Source organism: Ensifer sp. ENS09 (assembly GCF_014852425.1).
Classification (GTDB): domain Bacteria; phylum Pseudomonadota; class Alphaproteobacteria; order Rhizobiales; family Rhizobiaceae; genus Ensifer.
Genome location: NZ_JACVBP010000001.1, coordinates 677,531 through 693,228 on the forward strand (window position 1 = coordinate 677,531; position 15,698 = coordinate 693,228).

Consider the following 15,698-nt stretch of genomic DNA (forward strand, 5'->3'; position numbering starts at 1 on the left):
CTCCGGCCTCTCAAGGTTCACGTCCATGCTGTATATTTTCAGCAAGCCCAATTTCGTTCAGATCGCCTGGAACTCCAAGGTTCCGTCCAGCCAGTCGCGCGTGCGCAACCTCGTCGTCGACGCGCCCTTCGGTCCGCTCGGCGTCATCCGCACGTCGAACGTCGGCTAAGGCCAGCGATCGGGGCGAATGCCCCTTCGAGCTCTCCTCCCAGAGCCTCCTCCACCGCCCCTCCGGGGCGGTTTTTTTATGTCCGGCATTGGTCCTGAAATGCGAAGGCCGCATCAACCTCGCCAAGAGGGATGCGGCCGCCAAAATACGCCTGGTCACTTCGGAAAAACACACCGAAGGTTCGCTCAAAGTCCGGGACGCACAAACCTGATCCGGACCGGCGGCAGTCCCCCGCCGCGAGAAGAACAATTAGCTGGACATCGTTACCGGATGGTTATTGAGGATTTAACCAAAGATGAATTCCGGACTTTTTTGTAAATTTTTCGCGACATGCGCGCTATTTGGCATGACGCAATCACGACAGGAAACGTCAGGATCTCGACAGGGTTTTGAGACCCGTGGCGTCCAGCGCCATTTTTTGCGGCAAGAATTGTCGCTATTGCTTAAATTCGGGGTCCCTCACGCACAAAATGCGCGCTCCCGCGATGTCGCAGACAGAACGCAAGAGCGCCCGCGCCTCCCGGTCAACCGATTGAAGAGGTTGATTTCTCAGCGAGAAACCTTAGGCTTGGCTTGCGGTATAAGAGGAGATTGGCTGGCGACAGGGTTCCGCGGCCAGGGCTGAAAACGAACTCCCGCACCGTCCGCAGCAAGGGTGAACCTTGGCTTGTTTGATGCCGACCCCCCGGCTGCATCGTTGTTTCGGGTAACGGAGGATGTGTCGCGTCCGCCGTGGATTCCCGTTTGGATCTTGGCTGCAAAATAAGACTGGGAGGTCTTGCAACATGAAGAAACTCCTCGCTTCCACCATTCTCGCCGCTGGCCTTTACGCCATGGCGGGTTCCGCGCAGGCCGCGGAATGCGGTGAAGTCAGCATCGCCGAAATGAACTGGGCTTCTGCCGGCGTTGCCGCCCAGGTGGACAAGTTCATCCTGGAAAACGGCTACGGCTGCACCGTCACGCTGGTCACCGGCGATACCATGCCGACCTTTGCCTCGATGAACGAAAAGGCCCAGCCGGATATGGCACCGGAACTCTGGGTCAACGCCGTGCGCACGCCGCTCGACGCCGCGGTCAAGGAAGGCCGCCTCATCGAAGCTGCCAAGATCCTCAGCGAAGGCGGCGTCGAGGGCTGGTGGATCCCCAAATTCCTCGCCGATGCGCACCCGGATATCAAGACAGTGCAGGACGCGCTGAAGCATCCGGAACTCTTCCCGGCGCCCGAGGACTCGTCGAAGGCCGCCGTTCACAATTGCCCGTCGGGCTGGAACTGCCAGGTCTCGACCGCCAATCTCTATCGCGCGCTGAACGCCGAGAAGGACGGCTTCCTGCTGGTTGACACCGGCTCGGCCGCCGGCCTCGACGGCTCGATCGCCAATGCGTTCGAAAAGAAGACCGGCTGGCTCGGCTACTATTGGGCACCGACCGCCATCCTCGGCAAATACGAAATGACCCGCCTCTCCTTCGGCGTCGATCACGACAAGGCCGATTGGGACGCCTGCACCGCCGTGCCGGATTGCCCGAACCCGAAGGTCAACTCCTATCCGGTTTCCGACGTCTTCACGGTCGTGACCAAGTCCTTCTCCGAAAAGGCCGGCGTCGCCATGGATTACGTCAAGGCGCGCAAGTGGGACAACGGCACGGTCAACAAGGTTCTTGCCTGGATGGACCAGAACCAGGGCACCAACGAGGACGGCGCCAAGCACTTCCTCGCCGAGTTCCCTGATATGTGGACCCAGTGGGTGAGCCCGGAAGTGGCCGAAAAGGTCAAGGCAGCGCTCTGATCGAAAGTGACGGCAGGCGGACCGTCGAATCGGCCGCCTGCCCGTTCCGGCGTTGATGCCGGGACTAAGGAACGATGGGGCGTCCTTGCGGGTTTCGTTTGAACGTTCATCGTCCCAGAGGCGGCGAACCACGGGCCTTCGCGTCGCTATCAGGTAAGCGCACGCCACATTTCGCTGCCACAGTTTAAGTGCCGGGACCCAAAGAGGTCACCCAAGTGTGCGCCGTCATCGACCCGTTCGATGCCGAGACGCGGCCGGCTTTAAAAAACTTCCGGCCAAGAAGGGGAAACAAATGGCCTCCATCTGCAGTGTCTTGCCAGCGTTGCTCTGCAAGTTCCCTGCCATTGACGAGAGCGCTATCAGGCTCGCCCGCAAGACCGTCGACGACGGCTTCCGGGCGTTCGTGCGGGCTAACGGTTGGATCGACAATCTGGTCCAGCCGCTTCAGTGGTTTCTGAACTATCTCGAAAGTCTGTTCGTCGGCTCCCCCTGGATCGTGATCCTGGTGGCGATGGTCGCGATCGTCTATTTCGGCAGCCGCAACATCAACGTCACCATCGGCACGGCGCTGTCGATGATCGCCATCGGCCTCGTCGGGCTTTGGAACGACACCATGGTCACACTCGCCATGGTCACCGTCTGTACGCTGATCTCTGTCGTGGTCGGCATTCCGATCGGCATCCTGATGGCGCGCTCGGACCGGGTGCAGGCCTTCGTCAATCCGATCCTAGACGTCATGCAGACGATGCCGAGCTTCGTCTACCTCATCCCGGTCGTCATGATCTTCGGCATCGGCAAGGTGCCGGGCCTCATCGCCGTCGTCATCTATGCGGTGCCGCCGATGATCCGGCTCACCAATCTCGGCATCCGCCTCGTCGACAAGGAAGTGCTGGAAGCGGCCGACGCCTTCGGCTCCTCGACCTGGCAGAAACTGAAGAACGTGCAGATGCCGCTGGCGTTGCCGACCATCATGGCCGGCATCAACCAGACGATCATGATGTCGCTGGCGATGGTCGTCGTCGCATCGATGATCGGCGTCGGCGGCCTTGGCAAGAACGTGCTGCAGGCGATCAACAACCAGTTCTTCACCGTCGGCTTCCTCAACGGCTTTGCCCTTGTCGGTATCGCCATCATTTTCGACCGTACCAGCCAGGCCTTCGGCAAGCGGCTGCAAAAGCACTCGGAGGTTATCCATGGCTAGTCACGCGATCGAGGTGAAGAACCTCTACAAGATCTTCGGGCCCCGCGGCGTCGATTACGTCGACGCCGTCAAGAAAGGCATGGGCAAGGCCGAGCTCAACGAGCAGCACGGCCACGTGCTCGGCCTGCAGGACATCAACATCTCCATGCCCGCTGGCAGTGTCATGGTGGTCATGGGTCTCTCGGGCTCCGGCAAGTCGACGCTGATCCGCCACATCAACCGGCTGATCGACCCGACCGCCGGCGAAGTGCTCTATGACGGCGTCGACGTCTGCAAGATGAACGACAACGACCTGCGCGAATTCCGCCGCCACAAGACGGCGATGGTGTTCCAGAAGTTTGCGCTGCTGCCACACCGCACCGTGCTCGACAACACGGTCTATGGTCTCGAAATCCAGGGTGTGGATCGCAAGGAGAGCGAGAAGCGTGCCCGCGGCTGGATCGAGCGCGTCGGTCTCAAGGGCTTCGAGAACCACTACCCGAACCAGCTGTCGGGCGGCATGCAGCAGCGCGTCGGTCTCGCCCGCGCGCTCACCAACGATGCCGACATCCTGTTGATGGACGAAGCCTATTCGGCGCTCGATCCGCTGATCCGCGTCGACATGCAGACGGTGCTGCTCGACCTGCAGAAGGAACTGAAGAAGACCGTCGTCTTCATCACCCACGACCTCGACGAGGCGCTGCGCCTCGGCGACAAGATCGCGATCCTGCGCGACGGGCGCGTGGTGCAGCAGGGTACTGGCCAGGAAATCGTGCTGTCGCCGGCCGACGACTACATCACCGCCTTCGTCAAGGAAGTGAACCGCGGCCGGGTGATCAATGTCGAGACGATCATGCGGCCGATCTCGGGCAATGCCGAAGGCGTACCGCTTGTAACCGGAACGGTGCTGGAATCGGCAGCCCGCACCATGACCGCCGCCCGCGTTGGCGTTGCCCATGTGGTCGATGAAAACGGCCGCCCGATCGGCGCCCTCGACCTTTCGACGGTCATCGCCGCGATGGTCACGCCGGTCAGCCACGAGGATCGCGCCGCGGCCTGAGCCACAGCTTTATGCTAACCGGCCCCTCATCCGCCTGCCGGCACCTTCTCCCCGTTCTGACGGGGAGAAGGGACGCGTGGCGCCCCCATTCTCATCGATGAGCCATTGGCACTAGGCAGTTGCGACAACTACGGCTGTAAACAGCCATAGACACACGCCGATCATGCCTGCCAAATCCATATGACACATCAGTGAGCCATCGCGGGCGCGTTTAAGTCCCAACCAGTTAAATCCTCTTTCGGACGAGGATATCGGTTGCACGCGCACTTTCCCGAGTGTGATGATCGGCAGGACCAGCCGGGCTGTCGTATAGCCAAGCACCCCGACAATAATGTCCATCATGAGCGAACTCCGACGCAAGATTGCATCACAGATTCGTCGATTCTCTTGACGAAACAAGAGGTGACGCTGATTGACAACCTCGCGAACACGTCGCTCGACATCAAGAACGTTGCGACAACGCCGGCCACGGACGGTCAGCGGCAGCCCTCGTCCCCTCGCCCCGCCTGCGGGGTGAGGGTTAGGGTGAGGGGCAAACTCTCACGCCAATCTGGCTTTGAACGACGATCCGGAGGCGCTTCAGTTCGTCGTGGTCGTCGCCGTCGTTGCCGCCACCGGCTCGGTGACGCTGGCAGCGCTCGCGTCTTCCTTCGGCGGCAGGAACTTGTCGAGCAGCGCGATCATGTCGTCGTCGCGCGATTGTGCCGTCTTGCCGCCCATGACGACGGCGACGAGGCGGGTGTCGCCGCGCTTGGCGGAGGTTACGAGATTGTAGCCGGAAGCGTCGGTATAGCCGGTCTTGATGCCGTCGACGCCCTCGTAGCGCTTCATAACGCCGTTGTGGCCGCGCAGCTTCATGCCGCGGAACTCGATCGTCTTGTTGGCGAAGAGCTGGAATTCCTGCGGGAAGTCGCGCATCAGCGCGAGGCCGAGCGTCGCCATGTCGCGCGCCGTGGTCACCTGCGCCGGATCCGGAAGGCCGTTGGCATTCTTGAACACCGTGCTGGTCATGCCGAGCGTCCGGGCCTTGCTCGTCATCATCTGGCCGAAGGCCGCTTCCGTTCCGGCCAATTGCTCGCCGATGACGACGGCAGCATCGTTGGCCGAAAGCACGACCATGCCCATGACGGCTTCACGCACGGTAATCTGGCGTCCGGCGCCGACAGCGAGCTTGAAGGGCTCCAGGCTGTTTGCGCGCTCGGAAACCGTCAGCTTCTGGTCCCATTGCAGGGTGCCGTTGCGCAGCGCTTCGAACGCGAGATAGATCGTCATCATCTTCGTCAGCGAGGCCGGGAAGTTCAGTTCGTCGGCATTGTCGGCCTCGAGGATCGAACCGGTGTCGGCGTTGACGACAAAATGGGCCTGCCCGGCGGCGGCAAAGGATGCGCTGCCAAGCAGCAGGCTCACGGAGACCGCGGCGGACGCGACCATACGGATAAGGGACTGCATATCGTGTTTTCTCGTTTCGACGCTATCGAACGACCTCGGGACGAAAATCGTGATCGAATTATGGAAGACGGACCGCGAAATACGGCAAGGCCGCGTTTTCCACACGGCCGATATACCCGAGCCTTTTAAGGGCCCGGCGACCGGGCGGCAAGCACCTGCGGCAATCGGCGCGCAAATAACGGGGCCAGCGACGCCGCGATGACCTATCCCGGCCGGGCGGCCCGCCCGCCGTTTCACCGAGGTTTAACCTGATTGCGCCAAGGTGCGGGTCTCCCAAGGCCGGCCCTGTCCGAACGGCAGCACGGCCCGGGGTCATGATCACCGATGCCGAACCGCGTCCCAGTCATTCGTTTTTAAGCCGCAATGCACCCGAACACCGCCACGGCAGATACCTCCACCGCGCGCCAGCGCGTGCCGGAGGCGTTCGATGCCGGGCTGGCGGAACTCGTCAACGGCCTTGCCGCGCTGCTCTCGGGCCTTGGCCTGTTCCTCATCGTCTTCACCCTGATCCCGTTTCAGGGCACGGTGACGACGGATCCGAACGCGGCGAACGAAGGCAACATCATCAACCAGGTCGGCTACCTGGTGCTTGGTGCCGTCTATCTCTTTGCCATGCTCCTGACCGTCGATCGGCGGGTGCTCGCCCGCCTCGTCTCTCCGGCCTGGATCGCGATCTTCGCCATCGCCTATTACTCCTGCCTGCAGTCCTACGACCCGGCGGCTTCGGCCCGCGGCCTGACGCTCAGCCTCGTCGCCATGATCATGGTGGCGGGCGTGCTGGTGCTGCCGAAGAGCGAGCGCGATTTCGTCAATGCCGGCGCCAATGCGATCCTGCTTCTGATCCTGATCGACTATGCCGCTCTCTTCGTGGCGCCCGACCGCGCCATCCATTCGGCCTTCGGCGACGAGCCCTGGCACGCCGGTTTCTGGCGCGGCCACCTGCTGCACAAGAACGTCTCGGCGCCGGTCTTCTCCATCCTCTGCATGTTCGGCATCTACTGCCTGCGCGCCGGCGCGCCGCTTCGCGGCTGGGCGATCACCCTGCTGGCCGCCAATTTCGTCCTGCACACCGGATCGAAGACGACGATCGGTTTCCTGCCGATCGCGATCGGCCTCGTCCTTGCCGGTCGTGCGGTGCGCAGCCCCGGGCTGATGATCCTCGCCCATCTCGCCATGTCGGTGCTGGTCTTCGGCCTGACGCTCGGCACCATCTATTCCGACACGCTGCTTTCAATCACCAAGGTGCTGCTCGACGATGCGACTTTCACCGGTCGCGACGACATCTGGAAATTTGCGAGCGCCAGCATCGCCGAGCGCCCCTGGCTCGGCCAGGGCTATGCGAGCTTCTGGCTCTCGCCGGTCATCATGGGCATGGAGGCGAATTTCGAGGCGAGCTGGGACGTGCGCGGCATCGTCACCGGCCACAACAGCTATCTCGACGCGGTGCTGATGTTCGGCCTGCCCGGCGGCATCCTGATGACCGCGCTGCTCTTTATCAAACCGCTCTTCGACTATGCACGAGCCTATCGCCGGCCGCAGGGCCGCATCTTTGCCGATTTCTGCGTCATGGTGGTGATCTTCATGACCTACAACGCCATGCTCGAAAGCTTCTTCTTGAACCGCGCCGATCCGATGTGGCTGCTGACGGCGCTCGCCGTCTTCGGCCTCGGGCTCGCCGGCCGCATGAGCATGCGCGCCGAACCGGAAACCCATCGCTGAACGCTTGCCAAGACATAAAGATATCTTTATATCTTGTTGCAATCTATTCCGAGCGGGGCGAGGAAAAGTGTGTGCGGTTTTCCGCCCGCGTCCCGCTCGGACTTATTCGAACCGATCACGTTCCAGCCGGGAAAAACCGATGACCGCAGCCTCCAATGCCCTCTCCGCTCTGCTTGCCGAAAAAGGCGTGCTTCTCGCCGATGGTGCCACCGGCACCTCGCTCTTTGCCATGGGCCTCGAGGCCGGCGAAGCGCCGGAACTCTGGAACGAGACGAAGCCGGAGAACATCACCAAGCTGCACCAGGACTTCGTCGACGCCGGCGCCGACATTATCCTCACCAACACCTTTGGCGGCACCCGCCATCGCCTGAAACTGCACCAGGCCGACGACCGCGTGCACGCGCTGAACAAGCGCGCCGCCGAGATCGCCCGTGCCGTTGCCGACAAGGCATCGCGCAAGGTTATCACCGCCGGCTCCGTCGGCCCGACCGGCGAGTTGCTGATCCCGCTCGGCGCGCTTTCCTATGAGGATGCGGTTTCCGCTTTCGTCGAGCAGATCGAAGGCCTGAAGGCCGGCGGCGCCGAAGTCGCCTGGATCGAGACCATGTCCTCGCCGGACGAAATCCGTGCGGCCGCTGAGGCCGCCGCCAAGGTCGGCCTTCCCTACGTCTATACCGGCTCGTTCGACACTGCCGGCAAGACGATGATGGGCCTGCATCCGAAGGACATCCACGGCGTTGCGACCGACTTCGGTGACGGCCCGGTCGCCGTTGGCGCCAATTGCGGCGTCGGTGCTTCCGACATTCTCTCCTCGCTGCTCGACATGACCGAGGCCGCACCCGGCGCGACCGTGATCGTCAAGGGCAATTGCGGCATTCCGGAATTCCGCGGCTCCGAGATCCACTATTCCGGCACGCCGCCGCTGATGGCCGAATATGTACGCCTTGCGGCCGATGCCGGCGCCAAGATCATCGGCGGCTGCTGCGGCACCACCTGCGGCCACCTCGCCGCCATGCGCGTGGCGCTCGACGAACATATGCGCCGCGAGCGCCCGACGCTCGACCTGATCATCGAAAAGATCGGCCCGTTGCGCAACAAGACCGCCAACGAAACGGCGGCGGCACCCGCCCGCGAGCGCCGCAGCCGCCGCGCCTGATCAAGCCAGGCACGGCAGACCAACAAGCAAACGCCCCGGGATCGAGAGATCCGGGGCGTTTTCGTTTGTGCGTCGATGTCGCGGCTGTCCTTAAAGGGCGGCGTTGTCGAAGGCCTTGGCGTCCGTTGCCCGCTCGGCCACGGGGCTGCCTTTCGCCGCCCCGATGAAGGCGCGGTAGAAATCGAAGGCGCGCCCCATCTGGCGGGAGCCTTCCTTGGAGAAGTGCCCAAAATCCTCGAAGAGCGCGACGCCCTTGTCCTCGATCTTGCAGCTGTCGTCGTCGCAGAGATAGTCCATGAAGCTGACGACAGGATACTCGTCGGCTATATCCGCAACCACGTTCAGGACATCGCGGTCATATTCGCGCACGATCTTCAGTGCCGGCTCGCATTGCTGGTCCGACAGGCCGAGCAGACGGGCTCTTGCGACGCAGAGCCCGGTATCGCGGCCATCATGCGGCGTCGGCGCGACGAAGACGGGTTCGAAGCCGTTCGAACGCAGCCAGGCAAACGTTGCCCGCAGGCCGTCGATGAGAAGCTTTGTCTCGGTCGTCACTTCGTTGCGACCGTCGACCAGCACCTTGTCTTCCTTCAGGTACTGGCTGAGTTGCGAGGACAGCACGACGTAGCGGATCGACCGGTTGGCGAGCAGAAAGCGGCGGACTTCTTCGTTGTAGCGGGCGCAATCGTCGGACCAGTCGCGACCTAGCCGCGGCATGATCGGCGACAGGTTCAAAAACGGCCCGCAATTGTTCTTGGCAAGCTGCACCAGCCGCACGTCCGGCTTCGACGCGATGATGCCGTCGACCAGGTGCCGAGCGAAAGAGTCGCCCCAGACGGCGACCTCGGGTTCTGGACTTGAGGCGCAGCGCAGATCAGCAACGGCGTCGCATTTCTTGCCGAGGCCGACGCTCGGCTCCGAGAGTTGCGCAAGCGCGCGGTTCCTGGCGGCGAGGCCGTCGGAACCGTCGAGCGTGAAGCCGAAGGCAATCGCGACCGATCCGGCGGCAAACGTCGCGCTGAAGACCGCGCGGCGGCTGAAGCGGCCCGGCTTGCGGAAGGGCTGCTCGACGAAACGCCAGCTGAGATAGGCAAGCGCGAAGCAGAGCGCGACCAGCAGTGCGTAACCTTGAGCCGGGATTTCCTCGATCGCCCTCAGCCGCGCGAAGGCAAAAACCGGCTGGTGCCAGAGATAGAGGCTGTAGCTGATGAGCCCTATTGCGACCAGCGGCTTCAGCGAGAGCAACCGACCGACGACGGTATCGCTGCGGCCGAAGGCCAGAACCAGCGCCGTGCCCAGCACCACCGGCACGGTCGTCCAGCCGGGATAGAAGGCCGATTCCACCACGAACAAATAACTCGCGACGATCGCCAGCAGGCCGAGACCTGAGAGCAACTCGCGGCGGCCTTTCGAAAGATCGAGCTTTTCGATGCCGACGAGCGCAAGCAGCGCGCCGATGCCAAGTTCCCAGAAGCGGCTTGGCAGCAGGTAGAAATTCGCGGCCGGGTCCAGGTTCGCAAAGATCTGCGTTGCCGCAAAACTCAGCAGCACGAGCGCCGAAACCACCTTCAGCAGCGTTGCCCGGGAGTAGCGGTGAAGGAGCAAGAGGAGCAGCGGGAAGACCAGATAGAACTGCTCCTCGACCGCCAGCGACCAGGTGTGCAGCAGCGGCAGCAGCGCCGTGCTCGGCGCGAAATAGCCGGTCTGGTCCCAGAAGAAGAAGTTCGAGGCGAACAGGTTCACCGAATAGAGGCTCTTGCCGAAGCTGTTGAGCTCCTCCGGCAGCATCCACATCAGCGCGAAGGGAATAGAGACCGCGCAGACCAGGAGCAGCGCCGGCGCAAGGCGACGGGCACGCCGCTCGTAGAAGCGCACGATGCTGAAGTTCCCGTCGCTGATCTCGCGGTGGATGATCGCGGTGATGAGGTAGCCGCTAATGACGAAGAAGACATCGACGCCGGCAAAGCCGCCAGGGACAAGGCCGAAACCGGCATGGAACAGCAGGACCGGGACGACGGCAAGCGCGCGCAGTCCATCGATTTCGGGTCTGTATCGCATCAGCAGAGGAAACACTCGGGTGGCGGGGGCCGCTCGTTAACACAATCTTGACAATGGAACCATTGTCGCGCGGTCCGTATCCACATGCGCGCGTTCTAAAATTCCGGGGCATGTGCCCCGGAGCGGGGGACCTGCGGTAACAGGCAGGCCGAAGATGGCGACACTGGGGCTATCGCCGAATATGCCGGCGCCAGGCGTCGAGCCCGATCTCGATATCCTTGCGACCGAAACCGACGCGGAAGCGATCGGTGGCGACCGGCAGCAGGTCGGATACAAAGAGGCTCGACGGCAAGAGCAGCACGCCAGCCTCCTCCACCAGCCCCCGGCAATGGCTCTCGACGCCATCGGCACCGAGATAGCGGGCAAAGCCGACGCAGCCCCCGTCAGGTGCCCGCCACTCATAGAGATCCGGGAATTCCGCAAAGAAGGCGCCGAGCCTCTCGAGATTGGCGGCAACGAGCGCCCGATTGCGATCGAGGATAACGGCACGCCCCTTGAGCGCGATTGTCGCCAGCACTTCCGACGGCCGCGAATTGCAGATCGACAGATAGTGCTTCATCTTCTCCATGCGTTCGAGAAGCACATGGTCGCGGCAGGCGATCCAGCCGATCCGGAGACCCGGAAGACCATAGGCCTTGGACATGACGTTGAGCGAGATGCCGCGCTCGAAAAGTTCCGCCGCCTGCGGCAGGCGCAGCGAGGCGTCGCGCTCCAGACCGCGATAGACTTCGTCGCTGAAGAGATGGATGCCGCGCTCCGCGCAGAGCGTTGCGAGCGCCGCGAAGGTCTCCTGATCGGCAATCGCGCCGGTCGGGTTGTTGGGGAAGTTGACGCAGATCAGCTTCGTGTTGGGCTTCAGCGCGGCGCGCACGTCGGCGATATCGAGCCGCCAGTTGTTTTCCGGGCGGAGCGGCACGCCGGTGACCGCGCCGGCGATCGTCACCGGCAAGGTCTCCATCGACTGGTAGTTCGGCACCGTCACGATCGCATGGTCGTCGGCCCCGAGCAGCGCCAGCATGGCGCAGTAGAGCCCCTCTTCCGCGCCGGCAAAGCAGAGGATATCGGCAGCCATCAGCCCGTCATAGGTCGCAGCGATCGCTGCTCTCAACGCCGGCGCGCCATAGGTCTCGGTGTAGCCGAGCGTGATGTTGTCCCAGGCGGCGCGGTCCTCCGCGTCGGCAAGCGCCAGAAGATCGCGCATGCTGGTCGTCTGGCTGTCGCTCGCGGTCATATGGTGGCGGGCGCTGAACTCCCAGCGGGAGAAATGGGTTTCGAGCCGGAAATCGGGCAAGGTCGTCATCGATAGGTCCTCCTCGCGCGGCTGAGGCGCACGCGAACGGTTATGGGTCAGGCAAGTCCGGAGAGCCGCAAACCGCTCTCCGTGCGGAAACAGTGCGTGTTGCAATCAGGGCGCCTCGCCGCGGGCGGCAGCGAGATAATTGTAGATCGAGGCGCGCGAGGCGCCGATGAGGCTCGCAAGGTGATCGACGGCGTTGCGCGTCTGGAACAGCCCGCGTTCGTCAAGCGCAGCCACCAGCGCCACCCGGTCGCCCCGCTTGAGCGCCGAAAGCGCCAGCCCCCGCTCCTTCAGCCAGCCATGCAACGTCGCGTTGATCTCCTCGCGCCAGTCGCGCGAAAACAGCGCCTGCGGCTTGGGCTGCCCGACGCCGGCGAAAGCCGAAAGCAGCTTCACCGCCTGATCGATCATCGACATGTCGAGATTGATGCAGAGCAGACCGATCGCCTCTCCCGCGCCGTCACGCAAAACGGCCGAGATCGACTTGAAGCGGCGGCCATCCACACCAGTCTTCTCATAGGGACCGAGCACCGGGTCACTGCTGCCGAGGGCTGCAAACTCCTCTTCGATCAGCGAATCTTCGCCGACCGCCCGGCCGGAAAAGCAGTTCCAGATCCCCGCGATCGTACCGGTCTTCAGGTCGTGCAGCACCACTTCCCCATGCGGGTAAAGAAGCGCGCTGATTGCAGCCGCGGTCGGCGCGTGCGTCGCAAGGATGGAGGCGAAGGCGGGTGCAATGGTCATGGGTCGCATATGCCCACACTTGGATTATTTGTCAATATTGGACTATATGTTCATTTTTCGCATATTCGCCGCCGCTTGCACACCCGTGGCCGCTGGCCTATCCCCGATGGAAGAGAGATTCGCTGTTGCCTGTTTCCGCCGCCAAAGGACGAGATCGTGCAGCAGCTCAACGTGCCACAGCGCCCTTTGCGTCCCGCAGAACGCACCGCGCGGCCGCAGACGGGAGACAGTGACATGAACGCCGGCCCAGCCTCCTTTCCCGACCGGGACACCGTCGCCGAAAAATTCGGCGCCTTCGGCGAGGCCGAGCAGTCCTTCCTGCGTTTGCTGATGGAAAATCCCGAGCAGGACGAGCGGCTGATGGACGGGCTCTACCGCCACCTCGACATCGCCTCGGAGGCGAAGTTCCTCAACTCTCTGAAGCTCGAAAAGCTCGGCCAATGGCTCGGCAGCCACGCACCGGCACGCCTGCAGATGCGCCTGATGGAAGCCGGCCGCTCCAGCCAGCATGCGGCCTACCAGGCGTTCAAGGCCGGCCTGTCGAAGGCCGGCGGCTTGGATCGGGCCTTTCCGAAGGCCTGAACGTTCGCGTCGAAATGCGGCGCGACAACGACCATTCCCTCTTGCCACGCGCCGGCATGACCGTGACGCAGCGCTCACGCCCGACGCCCCTCACTGTGCTGGCGTACATCTCTACCCGCAAGCGGGAGAGAGATGCTAGGCGCACCCTCCGCTGCCAGACCTCAACGTCAGTGACAATCTCAGCCTTCGCGATGGGTGAAACGGTCGCCACTCGTTCGCTTCTCCCCGTCATAACGGGGAGAAGCTGCCGGCAGGCGGTTGAGGAGCAAACCCTCACCGCATAGGTGGCGGGTATGTCCTCGCCACGCGGTTGAGGACTGCCCCGCCCCACTCGACATCACTTCCCGGAACCGCCAAGCCCCTTGGCCAGCCGTGCCAGATTGACGAACTCGGAGCGATAGCCGAACGGATCGGCGCCCTTGGCGGCTGCAGCGAGATCGATGACTGAGTCATAGGAATAGTCGGCGAGCGCCGTCACCCCTGCAAGCTTCTGCCCGAAGGCCGCCACGGCCACCGAGAAGCGGACATCATTGGACGCCTCGGCAAGCGACGGAACCGCGTTCGTCTCGGTTACCGGCGTAGTGATCAGCTCGCTCTTGTCGCCATCCGGCTTCTTGTAGCGGATCTTCAGGAAGGCAAGTTCGCCGCTATTTCCTGTCGCTTCAGCCGCCGGCTTCTCAGCCGTCGCATAGCGCAAGTCGTCGTTCAGCACCGCCGGGCTGCCCTTCGGCGTCACCTCGTAGATCGCGGTCACGCTGTGCCCGGAGCCGATGTCGCCGGCATCCACCTTGTCGTTGTTGAAGTCCTCCCGCTTCAAGGCGCGTGTCTCGTAGCCGATCAGCCGGTATTCGGCGATTTCAGCCGGATTGAACTCCACCTGCAGCTTGACGTCCTTGGCGATCGGGAAGAGCGAAGACCCAGCCTCCTCCACCAGCGTCTTCTGTGCCTCGGCCAGCGTGTCGATATAGGCGGCCGTGCCGTTGCCGTTCTGGGCGATCGTCTGCATCAGAGCGTCGTTGTAGTTGCCACGGCCGAAGCCGAGCACCGACAGGAAGATGCCGCTATTGCGCTTGTCCTCGATCAGCCCTTTCAGGTCCTCGTCGCTCGACGGGCCGACATTGAAGTCACCATCCGTCGCCAGCATGATGCGGTTGACCCCTCCCTTGACGAAGGCCTTCTCGGCAAGCCCGTAGGCCGCGTCGATGCCTTCCGCACCGGCGGTCGAGCCGCCGGGCTGCAAGGTATCGATGGCAGCGAGGATCTTTGCCTTGTCCTTGACCGCCGTCGGCTCCAGCACGGTTCCGGCGTTGCCTGCGTAGGTGACGATCGAGACCGTATCCTCGGGCTTTAGCTTCTCGACCAGCAGCCGGAAAGCGCCTTTCAGGAGCGGCAGCTTGTCGGGCTCGTCCATCGAGCCGGACACGTCGATCAGGAAGACGAGGTTCGCCTTCGGCGCCTCGGCCGGCACGACGTCGTAACCCTTGATCGCCACATGCATCAGCCGCGTGCCGCCATTCCAGGGCGTCGGCGTCAAAGTCACCGTCGCCTTGAAGGGCTCGGCAGCGCTCGCAGGCCGCGGCCAGTCATAGGGGAAGTAGTTGACCATCTCCTCGACCCGTACGGCATCGCGCTCGGGCATCTGCCCTTCCATCAGCGAACGGCGCACGAAGGCGTAGGAGGCCGTGTCGACGTCGACCGAGAAGGTAGAGACCGGGTCAGTCGCGACGCTTTTCACCGGATTGCTGTCGGCCTTCCCGAAGCGCTCGCGGTTTTCGGGCGGCACGGTTTGCATTTCCTCCTGCACGACGGGCGCCGGCAGATAGGTCATCTGCGGCTGCGCGCCGCCAACGGCAGAAAGCGGGGCAACACTGTCACGCGCAACGCTGTTGGCCATCGCGTCGCCTTCCGCGGCGGGCGCTGCGGCCTCGCCTTCGGCGGCCAAGCGCTTGGCTTCGGCCATCTCCGGCGCGGGACGTTCCAACACATTCGCTATATCGTCGGAATTGGTTTCTTCCTTCGACGTGGCGGCACGGGATTGTTCGGTCGCGCTCGCCCTCTGCGCGGCAGCAACCTGATCGGCCACAGCGCCGGACGCCTTTCCGTCCGGCGTCCCGCCGAGATTGCCCTCCGGCACCGCGTCAGGCTGGGCCGGCTTCGATGCCGATTGGGGCTTTGGCTTTTCCTTCAGCGCGATCTCTTGTGCGCCGTCCCCGAAGGGCGAACCGTTGCGCGTCAGTTCCAGCGTCAGAAAGGCGGCGGCGGGCACGACCAGAAGAGTGGCGAGTGCCGACCCGGCAAGCAGTTTCCGGTTCATGATGGGGCTCCATATCCGGTTGAAGATGGAGCTTTGACGAACCGGCCGAACCGATCCTTGGGTGGCACTCGAATTTTCTTCGGCTTCGTCGAAGGCCTGCATGGCCAAGGCTAGCGCACGGGCGCGCGCTTCCGGCGAAGCCTTCGGCGGATTGATCCGGCCAAGCTTTTCGAAATCGTCGCTCAT

13 protein-coding genes are annotated in these 15,698 nt (G+C 63.2%); 7 read left to right on the top strand and 6 right to left on the bottom strand.

The window, feature by feature from the left end; translation table 11 throughout:
* Positions 1-25 precede the first annotated feature (25 nt).
* The 4 genes from IB267_RS03330 to IB267_RS03345 all read left to right on the top strand — a co-directional run bounded on the left by IB267_RS03330 (position 26) and on the right by IB267_RS03345 (position 4,193).
* Positions 26-169, top strand: a complete 144-nt coding sequence (locus tag IB267_RS03330; RefSeq protein WP_089044242.1) for a hypothetical protein — start codon at positions 26-28, stop codon at positions 167-169.
* Positions 170-954: 785 nt separating this feature from the next.
* Positions 955-1,953 (top strand): ABC transporter substrate-binding protein, encoded by a 999-nt coding sequence (locus tag IB267_RS03335; RefSeq protein WP_192446388.1) that lies wholly within the window; start codon positions 955-957, stop codon positions 1,951-1,953.
* Positions 1,954-2,245: 292 nt separating this feature from the next.
* A complete protein-coding gene (locus IB267_RS03340; protein WP_192446389.1) occupies positions 2,246-3,154 on the top strand; it encodes a proline/glycine betaine ABC transporter permease in 909 nt (302 codons plus the stop codon).
* Positions 3,147-4,193 (top strand): glycine betaine/L-proline ABC transporter ATP-binding protein, encoded by a 1,047-nt coding sequence (locus tag IB267_RS03345; protein ID WP_192446390.1) that lies wholly within the window; start codon positions 3,147-3,149, stop codon positions 4,191-4,193. Before IB267_RS03340 ends, IB267_RS03345 begins: the two co-directional genes overlap by 8 nt.
* Before the next feature lie 111 nt (positions 4,194-4,304).
* On the opposite strand, the gene IB267_RS03350 is transcribed toward IB267_RS03345, so the two are convergent.
* Positions 4,305-4,535, bottom strand: a complete 231-nt coding sequence (locus IB267_RS03350; protein ID WP_192446391.1) for a hypothetical protein — start codon at positions 4,533-4,535, stop codon at positions 4,305-4,307.
* A gap of 237 nt (positions 4,536-4,772) precedes the next feature.
* The gene (locus IB267_RS03355; RefSeq protein ID WP_371742513.1) at positions 4,773-5,624 is read right to left on the bottom strand and encodes a D-alanyl-D-alanine carboxypeptidase family protein; all 852 of its coding nucleotides are present in this window, start codon (positions 5,622-5,624) and stop codon (positions 4,773-4,775) included.
* 381 nt (positions 5,625-6,005) lie between these two features.
* Between IB267_RS03355 and IB267_RS03360 the strand changes: the two genes are divergently transcribed.
* Together IB267_RS03360 and bmt are read left to right on the top strand one after the other, a co-directional pair.
* Complete coding sequence (locus IB267_RS03360; RefSeq protein WP_192446393.1) at positions 6,006-7,361, top strand: O-antigen ligase; 1,356 nt, start codon at positions 6,006-6,008, stop codon at positions 7,359-7,361.
* A 139-nt stretch (positions 7,362-7,500) separates the two neighbouring features.
* Positions 7,501-8,517, top strand: coding sequence for a betaine--homocysteine S-methyltransferase (bmt, locus tag IB267_RS03365; RefSeq protein WP_192446394.1), 1,017 nt, complete (start codon positions 7,501-7,503; stop codon positions 8,515-8,517).
* A gap of 90 nt (positions 8,518-8,607) precedes the next feature.
* Here the strand turns inward: bmt and IB267_RS03370 are convergent, their stop codons facing one another.
* The 3 genes from IB267_RS03370 to IB267_RS03380 form a co-directional block, all read right to left on the bottom strand.
* A complete protein-coding gene (locus tag IB267_RS03370) occupies positions 8,608-10,575 on the bottom strand; it encodes an acyltransferase family protein (protein WP_192446395.1) in 1,968 nt (655 codons plus the stop codon).
* Between the two features lie 169 nt (positions 10,576-10,744).
* Positions 10,745-11,875: an aminotransferase class I/II-fold pyridoxal phosphate-dependent enzyme gene (locus IB267_RS03375; protein WP_192446396.1), complete on the bottom strand. Its 1,131-nt coding sequence runs from the start codon at positions 11,873-11,875 to the stop codon at positions 10,745-10,747.
* A gap of 105 nt (positions 11,876-11,980) precedes the next feature.
* The gene (locus tag IB267_RS03380) at positions 11,981-12,616 is read right to left on the bottom strand and encodes a transcriptional regulator (RefSeq protein WP_192446397.1); all 636 of its coding nucleotides are present in this window, start codon (positions 12,614-12,616) and stop codon (positions 11,981-11,983) included.
* 234 nt (positions 12,617-12,850) lie between these two features.
* Between IB267_RS03380 and IB267_RS03385 the strand changes: the two genes are divergently transcribed.
* A complete protein-coding gene (locus tag IB267_RS03385; RefSeq protein WP_192446398.1) occupies positions 12,851-13,198 on the top strand; it encodes a hypothetical protein in 348 nt (115 codons plus the stop codon).
* A gap of 337 nt (positions 13,199-13,535) precedes the next feature.
* On the opposite strand, the gene IB267_RS03390 is transcribed toward IB267_RS03385, so the two are convergent.
* Positions 13,536-15,698 carry a VWA domain-containing protein gene (locus IB267_RS03390; protein ID WP_210335739.1) on the bottom strand — a complete coding sequence of 721 codons (2,163 nt, stop codon included), beginning with the start codon at positions 15,696-15,698 and terminating at the stop codon, positions 13,536-13,538.

Excerpts from the sequence above, each read along its gene's own strand:
- IB267_RS03330 (WP_089044242.1), top strand. The coding sequence starts at position 26 with ATGCTGTATATTTTCAGCAAGCCCAATTTCGTTCAGATCGCCTGGAAC.
- IB267_RS03335 (WP_192446388.1), top strand. The coding sequence starts at position 955 with ATGAAGAAACTCCTCGCTTCCACCATTCTCGCCGCTGGCCTTTACGCC.
- IB267_RS03340 (WP_192446389.1), top strand. The coding sequence starts at position 2,246 with ATGGCCTCCATCTGCAGTGTCTTGCCAGCGTTGCTCTGCAAGTTCCCT.
- IB267_RS03345 (WP_192446390.1), top strand. The coding sequence starts at position 3,147 with ATGGCTAGTCACGCGATCGAGGTGAAGAACCTCTACAAGATCTTCGGG.
- IB267_RS03350 (WP_192446391.1), bottom strand. The coding sequence starts at position 4,535 with ATGATGGACATTATTGTCGGGGTGCTTGGCTATACGACAGCCCGGCTG.
- IB267_RS03355 (WP_371742513.1), bottom strand. The coding sequence starts at position 5,624 with ATGGTCGCGTCCGCCGCGGTCTCCGTGAGCCTGCTGCTTGGCAGCGCA.
- IB267_RS03360 (WP_192446393.1), top strand. The coding sequence starts at position 6,006 with ATGCACCCGAACACCGCCACGGCAGATACCTCCACCGCGCGCCAGCGC.
- bmt (WP_192446394.1), top strand. The coding sequence starts at position 7,501 with ATGACCGCAGCCTCCAATGCCCTCTCCGCTCTGCTTGCCGAAAAAGGC.
- IB267_RS03370 (WP_192446395.1), bottom strand. The coding sequence starts at position 10,575 with ATGCGATACAGACCCGAAATCGATGGACTGCGCGCGCTTGCCGTCGTC.
- IB267_RS03375 (WP_192446396.1), bottom strand. The coding sequence starts at position 11,875 with ATGACGACCTTGCCCGATTTCCGGCTCGAAACCCATTTCTCCCGCTGG.
- IB267_RS03380 (WP_192446397.1), bottom strand. The coding sequence starts at position 12,616 with ATGACCATTGCACCCGCCTTCGCCTCCATCCTTGCGACGCACGCGCCG.
- IB267_RS03385 (WP_192446398.1), top strand. The coding sequence starts at position 12,851 with ATGAACGCCGGCCCAGCCTCCTTTCCCGACCGGGACACCGTCGCCGAA.
- IB267_RS03390 (WP_210335739.1), bottom strand. The coding sequence starts at position 15,698 with ATGAGCGACGATTTCGAAAAGCTTGGCCGGATCAATCCGCCGAAGGCT.